The sequence below is a fragment of the Runella sp. MFBS21 genome (genome assembly GCF_029433105.1).
Taxonomy (GTDB): domain Bacteria; phylum Bacteroidota; class Bacteroidia; order Cytophagales; family Spirosomataceae; genus Runella.
The window spans coordinates 78718-97037 of record NZ_JARNTW010000014.1 but is presented as its reverse complement, the minus strand read 5'-3'; the positions used below and the strand labels follow the sequence as shown (position 1 = coordinate 97037).

Genomic DNA, 18320 nt, shown 5'->3' with positions numbered 1-18320 from the left:
TTATGATTGCAGTCATCCAAAGAGTGAGCAAAGCATCCGTCACAATCGAAGGCCATATCAAAGGTCAAATCCAAAATGGATTTCTTGTTTTATTAGGCATTACTCATACCGACACCCACGAAGACATAGAGTGGTTGGCAAAAAAAATAGTCGGAATGAGAATCTTCTCGGATGAAGAAGGAAAAATGAACCTCGACCTCAAGGCTGTTAGTGGAAATATCCTGCTTATCAGTCAGTTTACCCTACATGCAAGTACTAAAAAAGGAAACCGGCCCTCGTTTATCGAAGCCGCTCGACCTGAAGTAGCTATTCCACTTTATGAAAAAATGATAGGTCAATTGTCTACACTTTTGGAGCACCCCATCCAAACGGGCGAATTTGGCGCCGACATGAAAGTTTCTCTCCTCAATGATGGCCCTGTTACAATCGTGATTGACTCCAAAAATCGTCAATAATTCATATACCAATTTGCCATTTTTTTATCCTTATTCGACTATGTTTTTTTATCAAAAAGCATTACTTTCACGGCACCATCCCCACCCAAAACACTGTGATTCAAATTATTATAGTATACAATAGAATAATCCTAAACACCATATAATTATGTCCCTTATCACCAAACTATTTACAAAAAGTAACCCTAAAATTATCGAGAAACTAGAAGTTGACATGCACTCCCACCTACTTCCTGGTATCGACGACGGGAGCCCTGATTTAGAAAGTACCCTACAGTATTTACGAAATCTACAAGAATTAGGTTTTCAGAAAGTCATCACCACTCCTCATGTAATGACCGACCTCTATCCTAACACTCCTGCGAAGATTTTGCAAGTGCTCAAAGTAGTTCAAGAAAAAATCGTTGAAGTAGGTTTACAAATCAAACTAGAAGCGGCGGCGGAATACATGATCGATGAAAACTTTGACAAACTCATTGAAAACGACACTGTTCTCCCTATCGCCGCTAAATACCTACTGGTAGAACTTTCGTATGTTGCCCCCGTACTCAATTACGAAAGCGCGATTTTCAAAGTGCAAGCCCGTGGTTTTGTGCCCATTTTGGCTCATCCTGAGCGTTATTACTATTTTTCAATGGCCGAGCTTGAGCACTTACACCAGCTAGGATGCTTGTTTCAAATCAATATCCTTTCTCTGACGGGCTACTATGGCAAGCATGTAAGTACAGTAGGACACAATCTCCTCCAAAAAAACATGGTGTCGTTTCTGGGTACCGACTTGCACCACAAAAAACATCTCGAAGCACTCAAACGCTTTGCGGCAGACTCAAAACTCAATCGCCAACTCTCCAACTACGAGTGGCTCAATCCCTCACTTTGACAAAAAGACTTTCCTCCTTTACAAAAAAGCCCTTCTCCTGACAGGAGAAGGGCTTTTTTGTATTATTACGAGTTTACGTATAACTATTACCGTTAAAACTCAATAAGCCATCGGATCACCTTTGAGCATATTATAAGCGGTACGAATCACAATCTGCATATCTAATACCAAACTCCAGTTTTCGATATACCAAATATCATAATCTACCCGTTTCCGCATCAGTCCTATTTCGTGAGTCTCTCCTCTAAAACCGCTTACTTGTGCCCATCCCGTAATGCCCGGTTTGATACGATGACGAATCATATAATTGTTGATGTGGGGTAAGGTTTCGAGGCTATGTTTAACGGCATGTGGTCGAGGCCCGACTACTGACATACTCCCCAAAAATACATTGATAAATTGAGGAAGTTCATCTAAATTAGTACGACGCAAAAACTTCCCAACTTTGGTTACTCTAGCATCGTTTTGGGTCGTTTGTTGAAACCCACCTTTGTCTTTGACCGTCGGGGCATTGTGGTGCATGGTTCTAAACTTCCATACTCCAATATTACGACCTTTCATTCCCCAGCGCTCTTGAATAAAAAACACCGGGCCTTTTGAGTCTAGCCAAATCGCAATCGCAATGATAGGAAATAGCCAAGAGGCTACCAATACCAAAAACGCAACGCTAAAAATCACATCAAAAGCTCTTTTTACCATCCACCAATAATCCATTTCGAGAGGTGTGCTACGCACTGTTATTAAAGGAAAATTACCAAACAATTCTAACGAATAGCGAGAAGCACTAAACTGAAAAAAACCTGGCGTAAATCGTACCAAAATACCTTTGGTATCAGCCCAGTTGATAAGCCCTCTTACGTAGTTTTCTTCAAATTGCCCTTGTACTATCACCAACTCATCAATGGCTTGCAGCTGAATCAGACCTCTCAAATAATTAAGCGTTTCAGTCAAAGGCAAGCGGTCGGTGAGTTTGTAAGTCCAGAGCCCCGCAATCTGATACCCAAACTGAGGGTTGCCTTCTATCAATGTTTTCAAACTATCGACCTGCTCTCTCTCACCCACAATCACCAAATTTTGCTGGTTTAAACCATTGGCTTGAAAGTACCGTAAGATTTTGCGAGAACTGTACATTTTGAGGGTCAATATACTAGACATTGCCGCCACATATACCACCGCAAATAAACGCGCTCGCATGTCATCGTTTAGGAAAAACAACGACACCGAAATCACCAAAAACTGAACAATCACATTAGGAATAAGCGCCAATATCTCATCCACAAACGTCACCGTCCGGAAATCATCATATAGCTTCGAAGCTTTTGAAGTAAAATACCAAGTCATGCACAAACCACCCACCACCAGCAAATCGACTTGTCTTAAATGACGCCCCACCAACTGAGCTGCAATAAGATACGAAAGAAGTGCAACAAGACCATCCGACACCAAGCGTGTGTAGCTTTGGCGCCTATGAATTCGGTAATTGACCGCACTAGGTAACAATGAGTTCTGTGCCATAACGTCTAAAACTTTAAGGTGGATACTTGTTTATCGTTATATAATTTGCTTAGGTAAAGGCATGAAATGGCCAATGCATCACTTAAACAAATTCTTGCTTTTTTACAATATAAACCGATATTCATTCGATTTATCTCACAAGCAGGGCGCAGTGCACAATTTTACGAACAATTCTTAAAAATTCATAATAAAAAATGGTATATTTTTCCAAAAACTTACCGAATGATACCCTTATTCATAGAATCCCTTTAAAATCGCTATTAATTCTTAAAGTTGTTATATATTCTGATTTTGAGATTTTTATCGGTAATTGTTCATAAACTATTGTTCGTAAAAAACAAAAAAATACAAATATCATTTTGGTATATATTATTTCAATTGCTGGTATTGTCGTTGTAAATAAAACTGATGATACTGTCGCAGTCTTTGATCCAGTTGATACCCTACCTGATAGCGCTCCCCAATCTTAAAAGTGGCTGCATACAAGTACTCCCATCTAAACTCCTCAGTCGTACGCAACCTTACTTTTTTGCCTTGTATAATCTTTCCGGGAGGAATCGGCACCGCAAAGTTAAAACCTGCCGTGGAGCCATTTTGCGTCATGAAGGCAAACAGCCCAATTTCAACATTGGCAAACTGCCGAATAAAATCAAACCTCACGCCTTTGTCATTCCACAAAAACTGCCCCCCCGTTAATTTAAGGGTAAGATCAAGCGGTCGAAAGCAATAGGCCACATCTGCTAGTAGCAACAACTCGTAAAGTTGGTCATAATAAATCCCCCCTCTCGGATAGTAATAATTGCCCGTTACTCCTACTTCCAAACCATAAGACCACGGTTTGTTAAAATCCACGCGACGGTATTGCACATTCAGTCCGTACTTATCGTTGTGAAAAAAGCCCAACGAGGCACTTAAAAAATGGTCTTTTTTGGCGTAAAATTTATTCAAAAATACGGGTGCGGGTCTAACAATCTGCGGGCGGTTGTCAAGCTCATTGGTAATGGGAAAAAGCACTCCCCAATACAGCGTCAACCCAGGCAACAAATACACTTGGCTTTGGAGCAAAATACTGGCATTGCTCCGCACAGGTTTCAAAAAATTCCCAAAACGGGCAGCGAAGACGGGTTGAATCCAAAAATCAAATTTATAATCGCGTCGTTGGTACGGAAAGACCGATAAGGCCCTGTACGATAATCGCTCTTGTTCGCCCAAGGGCAGCACTTCTAAAGTGGGTCCCAGCCGGTACTTGGCAATCGGTATCCCCTGCATCAGTGGCACAAAATCCCGAATACTTGAATCCTTGACTACTTTCCGCATCTCGTGCAGTCCGATAAATGGATTTCGGTAGAGACGTTGTTCGTAATAGACGGTCTTCGTAAGGCTATCTATCCAAACATTTTCAAAATTTCGACTGCGTTTTTGATCTTTTGGGGAGACAGTCTGCGCCAGCAATTGCCCCGTCCCCAAACATCCTACTAAAATCAACAGTCTACTTCTTATCATTACTTACTTTTTTATTTCTTATCAACAACTTGACCCAAACTGTGATTTGGGTCAACAACGGTATAGCGTCTCCGACGCAAAAACTTGCCTCAAACTATAATTTGTGGCAACAACGGCACTGCCTCTCCGACGCAAAAACTTGCCTCAAACTATGATTTGGGGCAAGAACGGCACTGCCTCTCTGACGCAAAAACTTGCCTCAAACTATGATTTGGGGCAACAACGGCACTGCGTCTCCGACGCAAAACCACGATTAACAATTACTTGACTTTCCTAGGCAACTTGAGCAGATTGACACCAAAAGAAGTCCCAAACATAAATTGGTCACCATTGAGCCAGCCCGCTTGCACAGTCCACTTTTTAAAGAAAGTAGCGTAAGCTCCTACATTCAAATGCTGAGAATCATACTCTGCCATCAGCCCTGCTTTTTGACGAAAACTAACACTCAACCCGCCAAAAGGCCCTTCCAAATAATGATTCCGATAGCGCCAAGTACTTTTCTTTTGCCACACAAAATTCGACAAAAAACTGTAATTGGTATTGGTACTTCCTTGCCGATACACAAAATAAGGACTTCCGTAGCCCGCACTTACTTCCAATTTCCAATCACGCGCTATCTCAAAATGCTTAGTGGCCACCACTACATGAGTGAGCATCGCTCCGTCGATTGTAAAAGGCACCGTCATAATCACCGCCAAGCCTGGTTGTTTTTCGGTTTCTTTCAGTATTTGATACCGCAAATCCATGCCTCGGTCGCCAATCCCCTCTTTTTCGATTTTTTGGATATCTGTATCAAATTTCTGAAGCAATGTTAGAGCTATTTCTAAACGAGGCAAAATAGTAATGTTTGTAAAGAAAATACGTTCTGGATTTCTATTACGATTACCTAATGCATAACGAATAGGGTTGTAGTTTATCCCAAAACTAAGGTATCCGTCATCAGTCATGACGGCGGAGGGGGTATACATCAGTCCTGATTTCCCCGAGAGATTCACTTGAGCGGAGGTGGGTAAGTACCACCACACCATTACCCAAAAGAGGAGTAAAAAAGTGTGGTGGTGGTTTCGTCTTGCTAGTTGCATCGACGAGCTGTAATTATCCTTGATCGTGTTGTTCTTCACAAAGCGCGATGGCTGCGGCTTTGGCTGCATTAGCCTGCGCAAGTGCATTTTGATAGGCAAGTTCGACGGCTGCATTGCTGTTGTTGCGGGCGGTCAAAGCGTTGTTATTGTTGACCAACTTGGTTTGCGTACATACTTTCTTGTCGGTAGTCTCAAAGTTGTTGAGCTGTGTGATAAACACCACCGTTCCAAGATTAAGCATCGCTTTCAAAGTTGTATAAGTGGCAAGTGGAAGTGAGCTTTTGGCGGCTTCCAAGGCGGCAGCTGCCGCTGTTTTCGACACCTGTGCTGCCGCTCTCAAAGGTTGGTAGCGAGCCGTGGCAGTCGAGATACAACTAGTTTCGGTGGCGGCATTGTTGGTCAAAGTCTGCTGATAAGTAGTCTCTACTTGTGCAAGCTGTGTGGTGCGGTTAGATTGTAGCGTAGTAACGGTGGTATTGTATTGATTTTCAACGTTATTTAAGCACTGCGACAAAGGATCAGAAGTTATCCGCGCATTTTTAGGGATTTGTAGACCTTTTGTTTTATCTACCAGAGGTGACTCATCTAGCGTAGGCAATACCACATTGTTCATGTAAGCTTTGAGGCGGGAATCATTGGCTACTTTCTCCAAAATCGCCCTGATATTAGCAGGAGCCTCTGCGCCTGATTCCATCGCCGCTAGTGTTTGGGGGGAAATTCCTGACAGAGCTGCGACTTCGGTCGTATTCAATACCGACGACAACTCCTCAATCGACGTTTTGAGATTGGCCGGAATCGCACCAGAAGGGGTAATTTGCGCCACCAATTTTTCGATTTCCGTTACTTTGGCCGACGCCTCAAACGACCCAGGCGTACTTTTGGCAGGCTCAGACTTTTCGATTTCCACTTTTTCCATTTCAATCTTTTTCAGTCCGTCCATGATTTTTTCATTGGGTCCCAGCGGGTCACCCTTTGAGCAGTTGTACATGACCAGCGTCAACGCCAAGCCGTACACCATGAAAGAGAGCATTCTTTTTTTCATTGTCTTCAATTGTTAAGTATGCAGGTTATATCATTACGATTATTTTATTTAATTAAACTAACGTATGAGTATACACGCACATCATCCATGCATCATACTACTTTTAATTGTTATTTTTATATTCGTTTACTATCAATGTATTTAATTGCGATTATGAGGTATCGTTACCCTTTGCCAAACGACATTTCCGCACTCTGATCAAGTGCTACCTCATTCTACCACACAGACCATTAGCACCTAGCACAGACACAAATCACAGGTTTTGTGTGCGTTAATACTTTTTCAACAAATATCGTAGGGATTGAATACTTTATAGTATATTACAAATATACGCTTTTTTATTATATAAAAACAAAGAAGTCTAAAACTACCAACCATAAATCACTTATAATCAATGATATATTTTTTAAAAAATACAAAAAATACAAAATTTTCTTTTAAAAGTATTATCAAATATTAGTATATTTTATTATATATTAGCACATAAAAAACTTTTAAAGGCAACCATTTTTAAATCCTGAGACCTATACGGCTGTCGTTTGTACCTCAAGATTTTGTTCTATCAAAGCTTTTATATTGGTTGCTGACTTTTCTATCGAAAAATACTGTGCGTATACTTTTTTAGTTTGCTCCACCATTTTTTTCTTTTTCTCAGCAGTTAATAGCTCCCATTCTATCAACAAACGTCGAGTACCCTCTACCGTATCTTTTGCGACCAAGCCCGCTTCTCCATCGGCGATTTCTCGCCAAATATTTACTTGATCCGAAATCAGCACGGGTTTTCCGCAGGCCAACGCTTCTACCACCGCTATCCCAAAATTTTCTTGGTGACTTGGTAGTACAAAAGCCTCACAACCATACAACGCACCCCATTTGGCTTCTACTCCCAACCCTACTACCACTTCCAGCGGTGGCCGGTAGGGTGTAAAAGTTTCCCGAGCTAGTAAGCGTATTGTGTTAGTTAAAATTCTGCGTGAATATATGACAGAGTCTTAATGCACTAATAATGAACTACTTCCTCACAATTATACCAAATACCATTTAAATCACTATCAATTGGTACATAAATTTATACAAAAAGTTATCGAACGGTAATATTTTAAAAATGAAGGGAATTTTAGACAAATTTTATGACTTTTTTTTCGCCATAACGAATAATCAATCCTAGCAGCGGAATCGCTTCTAAATAACGTTTGTAGTACTTTGACGGTGCCGACGCAATCCGCACCAACCACCCCAAATACAATTGATCTGCCCACGCCGGGATATGCACTTGTTTTCCTGTTTTGAACGCAATCGCCGCTCCTGTGCATACCAAAGCGGGTTGGTAGCTAAGGTGCTTTTTGAGGTATGCCCCCAAAATCTCTTGCGTACCACCGCCGATGTTAATCAACACCCAATTGGGCTTTTTGGCTTCGATAAAAGCGCACAAGGCCTCATCTTCCACTTTCCCTTTGGCATAGAGGGGCGCAATGTAGCAATCTTGCTCCGTGATAGCCACCCCTAAAGACTGTAGATAAGTCACATTGGCTCGCTGTTCGTCGGGTGTGGGATTGACCAGAAGCAAACGCCGATTGGTTTCTTTGGGAAACTGCTCCACAAAGTAATTGATAAACGCCAGCCCCGACAGCCGTTTGATTTTGGGACGGCGGAACAAATTCCATAACAACACCATATAACCGCTATCAGGTATTGCCACATCGGCTTGCTGTACCGATTCGTAATACTCCCTTTCGCGGGCAATACTCCCCAAGCCCGGCCCCGAAGGTGCCATCATCAAGCCTCCTTTTTGATTGAGATGCTCGTAGCACGACTCTACCGAATCATCCCAAAAAGCAATTCCTAATATGTTGATTGTTTTCATTTTTTTAACCTCTCCCCCACCCCCTCACGGTACGGCGTCACGGCCTTTCTGGGGAGAGGAGGTGTTGAATTATCTTTTAGATATCAAGGCCACTGCTTTAGCTCCTACTATCCCTAGGGCAGCACCTAGAGCACCGTAAAAAATATCCCCCCAATCGGGATAGCGACTAGGCAACAGCATTTGACCAAGTTCGGCTACGGCCACAATCCCAACCAACCCCAACCACGCCCAACCGCGCCACCGCCAACCTTTATTTTTTGACTGCAATACCCACTCTACCCCAAATCCCAACACGCCCAGAGGCACGGCAGTACGTACATTTCCGTTGGCATTAATCCAATAGCGAATACTCGCCGGAACGGGCAAAATATCTCCCACGTTAGGGTTGGGAATCCAGCTTAACAGCAGCACTAAAATAACTCCCAGCAGCATTCCGCCTCCGACAAGCAGCTGTACTTTATTCATTAAATAAATCTATCTCTGTGTCACTCTGTGAACAAAACTCCGTGAAACGTTGTGTCCAAAAAATGTTCATATCTCTTCTTCAAGTTCCTTTATTTTACAATACACTTGCGTAAAATACGCCATTTTCAAAATCCCGAAAGCCAAGCCCCGCGTACCATCCCGCAAACCACCCATCAAAAAATAACTCCCTACAAAAAAAGCAGGACCAATCAAAGGCGTACGCATCAATCCATACTTTATTTTTTGTTTCCAAGTCCAGTTACCACTGGCCTTTACCTCCTTACTTGTCTTCAAAAAACGCGCTGCTTCCCAACTTGCATAGTCGTTATGTTTATTCACGTAGTGGGTTACTCCTCGTAAATCTTGGTGGTCAATTTTGCTTTTTATGACCCCTACTTTACCTTCCAAAACCGGGTGCTCGTGTACTTCCATGTCCAATTGGCTCCATTGGGCTTCATCAATCCGCTCATATTCTCCTGCCCCTACCCGAAACAAAGCCAACTTATGCAGCGGATAGCCTCCTTTGAGTTGCTTCCCCATAAAATAAATGGTGTAGCGAAGCCAATAACCTACGTATTCATCATTACTCAAAGCCACTTCTATTTCCTTCTTAAACTCAGGAGTCAGGTACTCATCGGCATCTAAAAACAAAACCCACTTGGTAGTGGGCGTATGATTTCTTAAAAACCAATTGCGCTTCTTGGGAAATTGCCCATTCCACTCAAAATTCACCGCTTCTGCCCCCCATTCTTTAGCGATTTGGCAAGTAGCATCTGTACTATTAGAATCAATAACCACTACTTGCCGTGCCCAATTATTTCCAATCGCCGCTAAACACAAAGGCAAGTTTTTGGCCTCATTTCTAACGGGTATGGCTATGGTTAAATCAAGAGGCATCATTTAATTCACTAATAACACGTGGTTTAATTGGTTTACAAGGGTGGCCCGCACACACCATCCAAGCAGGCATATCCTTAGTGACTAAACTTAAAGCTCCAATTACAGCATTTTCACCAATTGTGACACCAGGCAAAATAAAAGCTCTAGCCCCAATAAAAGCATTAGCCCCGATTCGAATTGGTTTGGTCACTAAATTAAATTCTTCTCTATTAAACGCATGAGTACTAGTACAAACGTATACTTCTTGAGCAACTGTTGCATACGGTCCAATCTCAATAATATCATGCGAATATATATTTGTTCTATCTCCTATACATGCTCGGTCATGCATAATTAAATTCCAAGGAATTTGTATCCTTGCTCTAGGATGTACAAAAGGTTTCCCATATAACTTAGCACCAAACAGCCTCAAACAAAACACCCGCCAGCTATTTGCTGGTTTAGGGGTCCAAACACAAAATAAATACCAAAAATATTCCCATAGTAGCATTTTAAAGCGCTGAGAAACAGTCCAAGGGCTATCAAATGCAGAGTTTTGCTCATAAACTTTAACCATTCCTATAACGTTTTTCGGCAATTAATTTTTTAAAGTCTTTAACATATGTATCAGCAATTTTCTCACAAGAAAACTTTTCTCTCCCATACAAATATGCATTTTCTCCAAATTTTTCAATTCTATCTATATCCGCAGACATGGTAATAATTTTCTCTTTCCAACTTTCAACGTCCCCAGCTTTAACAAATTCACCTGTTACATTTTCTATCACTAAAGGTTGGTTAGCTGGTAAATCAGAAATAAGTAAAGCTTTTCCTATGCGCATACATTCCAATATACTCATATTTAAAGTTTCACCCCCAATTGAAGGTAAGACAACTACATCAGAATTTTTTATTTCAACATCTAATTTTTCCCTATCAAAGATTGGTGGGCAAATAGTAATATAATTAGAAACACCATTGACACTTATTAATTCTTTCATTTCTAAGAATAACTCCTCGTCTCCGCCTTCGCTAGAAGTTATAGGGCCAATACATTTTAATTTAATAAAAGGATTTTCTTTTATTGCTAAACAGAATCCTTTTATTAAAGAAACAACACCTTTATCTCTTGAAAAGCGACCTATATATACAAACTCAATAAATCCATTTCTTTTTTTTAAAGTCGGTTGACTATAATTTAAAAAATCTACACAATTATAAACTGTCTTTATAATATTATCTATTTTTGGAACAATTAGTTTCGCGTCTTGAGCAACATTATCACTTCCCACATATATTCTATCAAGTTTTAAAAAAAAATATATAAATTTTTTTGGATCTCGATGGATTGTATGGGTAACAATCGTTGCTTTATTGTTCTTTGTAAATAAAAAACCTTGGAGAAGATGGCAACTTAAAACATCACTTTTTTTTAAGCGAGACATAACCCTTAATACATAAGGAATTCCCATAATAAAATTAATTACATGATTTTTTTTTCTAGGCATACCTTTAACTCTTATATGTGTAATTCCATTATCAATCTCTTCCTCTGATAAACCTTCCGCTAAAGGAGAGTATACACTAACTTCATGCCCTATAGAAACTAATCCACGACATAATCCTAACAGCAATGAATTAACGCCCCCGCCTTTTTTAGGAGGGAATGGAAGTTCATGCCCTAGGACAAAAGAAATTTTCATAATAATTATATTAAAATTTTCATAAATAATTGCTGTAGTTTCGTAGCTGCTTCGCTGACCGAAAAATACTGCTTAAAGGCAGTTTCGGCCTTTTCATCAAGTCCTACTTTTTCTGCCTTATACCATTTTTTCAATAAATTCACTACACCTTCTTGTGTATCAGGCTCAACAATTCCTGCTTTGCCCGCGTCTATTTCTCTCCAAATATTTACTTGGTTAGAAATCAACACTATTTTTCCGCACGCTAATGCCTCCACCACTGCTATTCCAAAGTTTTCTTGGTGACTTGGTAACACAAAAGCCTCGCAACCATAAAATGCCCCCCATTTGGCATCTCCGCTTAACATTCCCGGAAAAACAATATCTTTATCAACACTCGCCAATTGGACCATTTCTTTACCATAAGTGGTCTCCAATCCTGGCCCCGCCACGACAAGTTTTGGTAGCGCCAATCCCTCTTTTTTAAGTTGCAAATATGCTTTGATTAACAAATCAACACCCTTTTTAACGTGGATACGACTCAGAAAAAGCAAATAAGGCGAGTACTGTATTTGAGGACATTGCTGATAAAATGCCGTCTCCATTTCCTTAGAACGAGGAGGTGGGGGTTGTATACCATATCCTACATTCAATTCACGTCTGGGCGCATAAGGTCGAAAGGTTTCTTTTGCTAACCTTAATTCTTCTTCACAGGTAAACAAAATACCGTCGGCGGCGTGTATTACCTTTTGTTCGACCAACTTCCAGTAAACCCAATTCCGAATCGCTTTTAATTTTCGCCCCTCCGCTCGCTGAAACCAAGGGTCTAGCATTCCATGCGGCATCACGTACATTTTAGGAATCTGTTTTCCTTCTTTCTGAAGAACTTTTAAGGCTTTGTAAACCGCAAACCCATGATAAAGCCACAAACCATGCACAATCACCGCATCAAAACGTAGTAAATGTTCCCTCAACCAAGGCAACAACTGAGGATGATAGCTCCATGGGTTATTTGCTTCTCCTAAAGCGTGAATAGTGAAAGGCGATTTTGTAATAAAATTAGCTTTCGTATCATCCAAACATACCACTTCATTGGCTATTCCTAATTGCTCAAGGGCTGGAATCATATTTCGAATGCCTTGTCCTGGCCCTCCAGAAGTTGGATTTATACTAGAGATGACGCGTAGTACTTTCAAATTTTTACTTTTAATATTTTTCCTGCATTTTACAATATAGTTGATAATAAGAATCAGCAATAGTATCTGCATCAAATCGAAGTCGATTGATACGCCCTTGTTCAATAAGGGCTTCTCGGTAATCATCATCTTCGATTACTTTTAGAATGCCACGCCGTATATCATTTATATTAAAAGGATCAACCAAACATGCCGAATCACCTGCCACTTCAGGCATGGAAGAAAGATTGCTCGTTACCACCACTCGCTCTATGCAATTGGCTTCCACAATGGGCATTCCAAACCCTTCAAAGGTCGATACATAAGAAAGAATATCACATTCTCGATATCTTTGTACCATTTCTTCTGCGGACAGATCATAGCTATTAACATAGTCAATGTTACGTCGATTCAATGCTTCTTTGTGCTCTGGAGTGAGTTTACCCACAATGCTTAATCGACAAGAAATCCCCTCCAAGGCATCGATAAGCCTAAAAATATTTTTATTGTGTCCTAATCCGACGTGCAAGATAGTAGGCTTCTCTTTACAAAACACTTTGAGGGCAGGTTGGTATGCAAGTGAAACAGCGACAGGAACAACGACAATTTTATCTACACTACAGCCGGTAAAGGCAATAATTTCTTGCTTAGTAGCTTCCGAAATTGCTGTAACTAGTCTAGCTTTTCTTACTGGACCTGAAAGATACAACCAACGAATAATAAGACGCGCAAGTCCTTTTTTGCGGTACATCATTCCACAGTCTAATATCGTCAACAAAACCCGGTTTTTCTTCATCAAAAGATTTAAGAAATGAACCTCTCCTGTGATATGATTAATGCCTTTCCCCTGTCGGATACTTGCCTCTAGTATATTATAGAATTTAGTAAAATACCCATCATTGAAATAGGAACAAATTTTCACCTCTGCTTCTATTTTTCCTTCAAGGCGTTTTCTTACATCTTCAAAGATATATTCAAGACTAAAGCTAAAGCCTTTCCGAGGGCGGCGTTGAAAAAAATAAATGACTGGTTTTTTAACACTCATAGTTGCTGCTTCTTAACATACTCCAGTTCTTCTTCAATTAAAATATCTAGAACATCAAAAAAAGATAAATCATATTGCCAATTCAACTCCTGTCTTGCTTTGCTGTTACTACCATATATATCGGGAATTTCTGTAGGTCTATAAAAATCAGAACGTACTTTGAGGCATTCCATAGAAATCTTCAATTTAGTAAAGACGTATTCAATAATTGAACGTAGTGAAACCGATGTATTAGAACAAATCACGTAATCCTCAGGTTCGCTCCGTTGCAACATCAAATACATAGCTTCAACGTACTTTGGAGCCCAGCCAAAATCGCGCTTTATATCAATATTTCCAACTTCTAGTTGGTTTGCCACACCTCTTTGAATTCGAATACTTTCTCTTATAATTTTTTTTATAAAAAAATTCTCGCTTCGAAGATATGATTCGTGATTAAATAGAAAACCGCTACAACTAAAAATATGGTACGCTTCACGATAATTTTTAGTAATCCAGTACGCGGAAGCTTTAGAAATACTATAAGGGCTAATAGGATTTATTGCACTTTGTTCAGTAATAGGTAATTGATTAGTCCCTCCAAAAATTTCACTACTAGATGCCTGATAAAACTTTGTATCGGCCTTGATCAACCGAATGGCCTCAAGCAAATTCAAAACCGAAATTATGTTAAAATTAATAGTACCGATCGGTTGCTTAAAAGATAATGCCACAGAACTTTGAGCTGCCAAGTTATATACTTCCGTAGGGCGCGTACTCCCAATTACCGAAATTACTTGCGACAAGTCAGTTAAATCACACTCCACTAATTCTACTTTATCTTGTATTCCTAACAAACGTAGCCCCCTTACGTCACTGCTTGTGTAACTTCTAACAATCCCAATTACTTTATACCCTTTCTCCAATAAAAAACGACTAAGATAAGCACCGTCTTGACCCGTAATTCCCGTAATAATGGCAGTAGAAGACATAATTTTTTCAATAAATTTTTGCAATAAAATATATACTACTGACGTTTCAATGAAGCTATTAGTAATCCGCCAGCTAATACTGAAAATCCTAAAGAGGTAGGTTGTGCCCATTGGCCTTGTAAAATAGGGACAAACGAAAAACTCAAAAACAGCCAAGAAAGGATATTCTTTTGTCTAAGAGATTTATAAGCGCTGATATTCATCTTATAAAGCAAATGAGATCTAACAATAATAGCCAATAACCCTAGAATTAGCCCATTCTCCCCTATAAGACGCCCCCATTCTCCTTCTGATATAAGAAACGTTTGGGTTCCGCTCAATAATTTCCCGCCTGCATTAGTTCCCATACCTAGTCCCTTACCCCATATTAAATCTTCTCCTTCTAGGTTAATGGCATCAAAAGAACCGGCCATAAATCGATTTAAAATAGTAGTTTCGACACCTCCTTCTGATGCATTTGCAATCTCAAAACGTGATGTAAATGCCTGCGTTGCGGTTTGAAAGAAAGCAAGACTTTCTAAAAGACTTAGTATTCCTACGCAAGCTATTGATGCGAAAAGCATTCTCATTAAATATCGAGGTTTCCGAGCGACAACCATTATAGCAAACAAAATACCTACACAATAGGTAAAAAACAAAGAACGGCTGATCGATAAAGGAAGAGCTGCTATTAGTGCGATAGTAGAGGAAATTAGTAATATTTTATTGATCTTAATACGACCATCCAGCCAAAAATAAAGTACATAGATACTTGTTAGTCCATAAAATAAAACTACCCCTGAGATAAATGAAAAAGTCCCTGGAGGACGAAAATAACCCATTGCTCCAGAAAACCCTCCCCCTGACATATCTCCCCCAATCCCTCGATTTACCCAAGCCGATTGAGGACTGTAGAACTGAAAGGCAATCAACACTGTCATGGGAACAGAAAGCCATAGCAAAACTGTTCCTATTTTAATCACATCTTGAAATGAAAATAGACGGCCTATCAAAAACAAAAAGGGAAAATGAATAAGCATAATACGTGCCCCATATAAAGCTACAAATAGATTCGCATGCCCAAATAATAAAGTTGTGATAAAGGCAATAAATGTAATAAAAATACTGAAGGCTATGTAACCGTTCACTTTAAAATAACCACTTCGATAAGCCATCAACATCACAACAATCGCAATCGGGTCCCTTACAATAAGGAGGGGATTGGACAGCCCCGGCAAAACCCATTTACGCAAAGCACCTTCAAAGATTAAAAGCCAAAAATAAAGCCATACTCCTTGCTTAAGCCGTTTCACCATATATAACGACTTCAGAGCGTCTTTAGGCAATTGGGTTTCTTTCAAACTTATAGGCTCTGTAATCATTAGTTGTTCAATGAAGTTATTTTTAATAATTCTTTTATTGCTTCAGCAATCGTATATCCATACTTTTTCCAAGTATATGTCGCCGCCTTTTTTTGCGCCGCTTCCTTCATATGAAATAATGCCGTTCGGTTTTCTAAAAACCAATTAAGTTTTTCCGCAATCTTCTCCGGAGAGCGCATAGGTACTACAAATCCTGTCTCACCTTCTTCAATTAAATCTGCTCCCCCTGTATTTGCTGTAATGATCAATGGCAGCCCTTGACTCATCGCTTCTTGCATTACCAATGCCCTTCCCTCTACAATCGAAGGTAAGCAAAAAACATCACATGTTCTCATCAATGCCAACACCTGCTCATTAGGGCGGCCTGGTTCATATGTAAAATCAGAAAATTCTTTCCGATAAAAATCCATAGGGGCTTGTAAACTGCCCATCACAACCAACTCTATTTCATGCGGCTGAAAGTAGCGCATCGCAGCAAAAAGATCTGCAAGCCCTTTGCGCTGTCCCATCGAACCTGCAAAAAGTAATCTTAAAGGGCCTTTATCTACTTTTCGCCAATTCGTTTCTACACCCTTATGAATAGTTGGTGTTCCAAAAGGAGATACAATAATTTTTTTTTGTAATGCCCAGTCGGGCAATGAATCAACCACAAATTGGCTTGGAACCACAACAGCATCTGCCAATTGTAACTCTTTATGTTTTTTTTCCAATTTTTCGGAAGAATCCTTTATCCCCCCCCCCAAAGTACCCGCCCATGCGGGTAACCGTTGTGCTTCATCCGCCATCAGCCTTTGACCTGTTTCCCAGTAAGCGATAGGAAGGTCATAAACACATGTCAGTCCCAACTTCTTTGCCTGCTTAAAAGTATATAGAGCTCCGTCTTCATAAGCATACACCACTTTTTCATGTTGAGGTCTATGAGTCAACTGAGTGGCTACATGCATGTCTAGACGACGGTATACTTCGTCCACACAAAAAAAGCCTGTCTCATGTTCTAATAACTGATTTAACTTCAATGCCCTCGCTAAAAGTCGTCCAGCTTCATACCAGGGATAGATATGGGTAAACGGCTTAAGCATAGGCTTAAAAGATCGACGTCCTAGATTAGCTGAAAATTTTGAGATACCAGCTTGCAGCCAGCTCTCTTCAAAAACTGCTAATGAAGTATAGAAAGCTCCTAGTTCTCCCCTCTCAACAAGTGTACTAACAAGCGCACGAGTAAAATTATTGGCGGTAGGATGTGATAAGACTATTTTCATTGGTAGTTGGTTTGCGCCCCCATCGGCGTGCTAATTGATGAGCCGGGAATTCAATTAATCTATAAAATATAGCCGCTACCACTAAAGCTATGCATGAAGAAAAAAGACAAATTAGAAAATTGGTTGGTTTACTACCCATCTTATCCACCCAAAAAGCACCCAATAATCTAAATAGAGGAAAATGGATTAGGTAAAGAGAGTAGGAGATTTTCCCTAACCAAACCAATGAATCATAGATCACTTTAGGAAGGAGTAAACGAGGAGCGGTGCGAGTCAGGCAAAACCACAATAGAAAGAAGTAAATCGTAGCCCATACAAAATGCCCTACTGGAAGCAATATTTTTTTCATTTCCATCCACAGGGCTATGCCTAAAATCAACAACATGGGTCCCCAGTAGACTACTTTCCATGCAGGTAATTGATCCGTTCTTACTAACTGGGCTAATGCCACTCCTGCACACCAAATAATCCAGTATTTTAAAAAATCAGCTTCCATCCATGGAGCGACAAAGATTGATAATCCCAATGCTACCAACGAAATGAAAGCTATAAGTGCCAACGAGTAACGTATTCCTATCTTATGACTAAGAAAAAAAAGAAACGGGTAAACAATGTAAAGTTCTACCTCTACCGGTAACGACCAAAGTGAAGGATTAGAAATCAGTTGTCCAGGTTGAGGGGGATAATTTTGTAACATCAAAAAAGTCTTTCCAATTGTTTGCCCTGGTGATGTTTCCTGCTGAAAAAAAATATGACATACCCACTCACTTAAAAGACTTACACAGACTGCCGCCCAGTAAGGTGGTAAGATGCGAGCCATTCGTCGAATAAAATAGTGTCGAAGAGGTAAAGTTGAAGATAGCGCAGATGGATAATGAATACAAAAACCACTTATTACAAAGAATAACATTACCGTTGACCCTAAAAACGGAGTGGGAATAGAAAGCCATGCCACGATTTTATCAGCTACTGAAAATTTTTCTGGATGTTGCTGAATAGCTTGCCATCCTACCCAAAGATCCACCCTAGAGTGAAACAATACAACGCCAAAAGAAGCAAGCCCTCTCAAAATATCGATCCAACCAAAATGATCTTTTTTAGTTATATGTAAATCACTCATTCGGGGTTGATTAGCTTACTAA

The 18320-nt window shown here is 40.1% G+C and carries 18 protein-coding genes; 2 read left to right on the top strand and 16 right to left on the bottom strand.

Annotated elements, in window-relative coordinates; genetic code table 11:
- Positions 1-2 precede the first annotated feature (2 nt).
- Together dtd and P1X15_RS22530 are read left to right on the top strand one after the other, a co-directional pair.
- A complete protein-coding gene (dtd, locus tag P1X15_RS22535) occupies positions 3-455 on the top strand; it encodes a D-aminoacyl-tRNA deacylase (RefSeq protein ID WP_277340398.1) in 453 nt (150 codons plus the stop codon).
- Between the two features lie 214 nt (positions 456-669).
- Positions 670-1335: a tyrosine-protein phosphatase gene (locus P1X15_RS22530; RefSeq protein ID WP_277340397.1), complete on the top strand. Its 666-nt coding sequence runs from the start codon at positions 670-672 to the stop codon at positions 1333-1335.
- A 99-nt stretch (positions 1336-1434) separates the two neighbouring features.
- On the opposite strand, the gene P1X15_RS22525 is transcribed toward P1X15_RS22530, so the two are convergent.
- From P1X15_RS22525 to P1X15_RS22450, 16 genes are all read right to left on the bottom strand, one after another.
- Positions 1435-2850, bottom strand: a complete 1416-nt coding sequence (locus tag P1X15_RS22525; protein ID WP_277340396.1) for an exopolysaccharide biosynthesis polyprenyl glycosylphosphotransferase — start codon at positions 2848-2850, stop codon at positions 1435-1437.
- A 369-nt stretch (positions 2851-3219) separates the two neighbouring features.
- The gene (locus P1X15_RS22520; RefSeq protein ID WP_277340395.1) at positions 3220-4353 is read right to left on the bottom strand and encodes a YjbH domain-containing protein; all 1134 of its coding nucleotides are present in this window, start codon (positions 4351-4353) and stop codon (positions 3220-3222) included.
- A 260-nt stretch (positions 4354-4613) separates the two neighbouring features.
- Entirely contained in the window at positions 4614-5474 is an 861-nt protein-coding gene (locus P1X15_RS22515; RefSeq protein ID WP_277340394.1) for a YjbH domain-containing protein, read from the bottom strand.
- Entirely contained in the window at positions 5449-6477 is a 1029-nt protein-coding gene (locus P1X15_RS22510; protein ID WP_277340393.1) for a hypothetical protein, read from the bottom strand. The genes P1X15_RS22515 and P1X15_RS22510 overlap by 26 nt, the downstream gene beginning before the upstream one ends.
- Before the next feature lie 524 nt (positions 6478-7001).
- Positions 7002-7379, bottom strand: a complete 378-nt coding sequence (locus P1X15_RS22505) for a glycosyltransferase (protein ID WP_277340392.1) — start codon at positions 7377-7379, stop codon at positions 7002-7004.
- 215 nt (positions 7380-7594) lie between these two features.
- Complete coding sequence (locus P1X15_RS22500; RefSeq protein WP_277340391.1) at positions 7595-8341, bottom strand: WecB/TagA/CpsF family glycosyltransferase; 747 nt, start codon at positions 8339-8341, stop codon at positions 7595-7597.
- A 69-nt stretch (positions 8342-8410) separates the two neighbouring features.
- On the bottom strand, positions 8411-8806 hold the full coding sequence (locus tag P1X15_RS22495) for a VanZ family protein (RefSeq protein WP_277340390.1): 396 nt from the start codon (positions 8804-8806) through the stop codon (positions 8411-8413).
- A gap of 66 nt (positions 8807-8872) precedes the next feature.
- A complete protein-coding gene (locus P1X15_RS22490) occupies positions 8873-9703 on the bottom strand; it encodes a glycosyltransferase family 2 protein (RefSeq protein ID WP_277340389.1) in 831 nt (276 codons plus the stop codon).
- Positions 9693-10262, bottom strand: a complete 570-nt coding sequence (locus P1X15_RS22485) for a DapH/DapD/GlmU-related protein (RefSeq protein ID WP_277340388.1) — start codon at positions 10260-10262, stop codon at positions 9693-9695. The genes P1X15_RS22490 and P1X15_RS22485 overlap by 11 nt, the downstream gene beginning before the upstream one ends.
- Entirely contained in the window at positions 10255-11388 is a 1134-nt protein-coding gene (locus P1X15_RS22480) for a glycosyltransferase family 4 protein (RefSeq protein ID WP_277340387.1), read from the bottom strand. Before P1X15_RS22480 ends, P1X15_RS22485 begins: the two co-directional genes overlap by 8 nt.
- A 5-nt stretch (positions 11389-11393) precedes the next feature.
- Positions 11394-12563, bottom strand: a complete 1170-nt coding sequence (locus P1X15_RS22475; protein ID WP_277340386.1) for a glycosyltransferase — start codon at positions 12561-12563, stop codon at positions 11394-11396.
- Between the two features lie 10 nt (positions 12564-12573).
- The gene (locus P1X15_RS22470; RefSeq protein WP_277340385.1) at positions 12574-13587 is read right to left on the bottom strand and encodes a glycosyltransferase family 1 protein; all 1014 of its coding nucleotides are present in this window, start codon (positions 13585-13587) and stop codon (positions 12574-12576) included.
- Positions 13584-14558, bottom strand: a complete 975-nt coding sequence (locus P1X15_RS22465; protein ID WP_277340384.1) for a GDP-mannose 4,6-dehydratase — start codon at positions 14556-14558, stop codon at positions 13584-13586. The genes P1X15_RS22470 and P1X15_RS22465 overlap by 4 nt, the downstream gene beginning before the upstream one ends.
- Before the next feature lie 35 nt (positions 14559-14593).
- Positions 14594-15919: a hypothetical protein gene (locus P1X15_RS22460; protein WP_277340383.1), complete on the bottom strand. Its 1326-nt coding sequence runs from the start codon at positions 15917-15919 to the stop codon at positions 14594-14596.
- A complete protein-coding gene (locus P1X15_RS22455; RefSeq protein WP_277340382.1) occupies positions 15919-17178 on the bottom strand; it encodes a glycosyltransferase family 4 protein in 1260 nt (419 codons plus the stop codon). The genes P1X15_RS22460 and P1X15_RS22455 overlap by 1 nt, the downstream gene beginning before the upstream one ends.
- On the bottom strand, positions 17144-18298 hold the full coding sequence (locus P1X15_RS22450) for an acyltransferase (RefSeq protein WP_277340381.1): 1155 nt from the start codon (positions 18296-18298) through the stop codon (positions 17144-17146). Before P1X15_RS22450 ends, P1X15_RS22455 begins: the two co-directional genes overlap by 35 nt.
- Between the last annotated feature and the right edge of the window lie 22 nt (positions 18299-18320).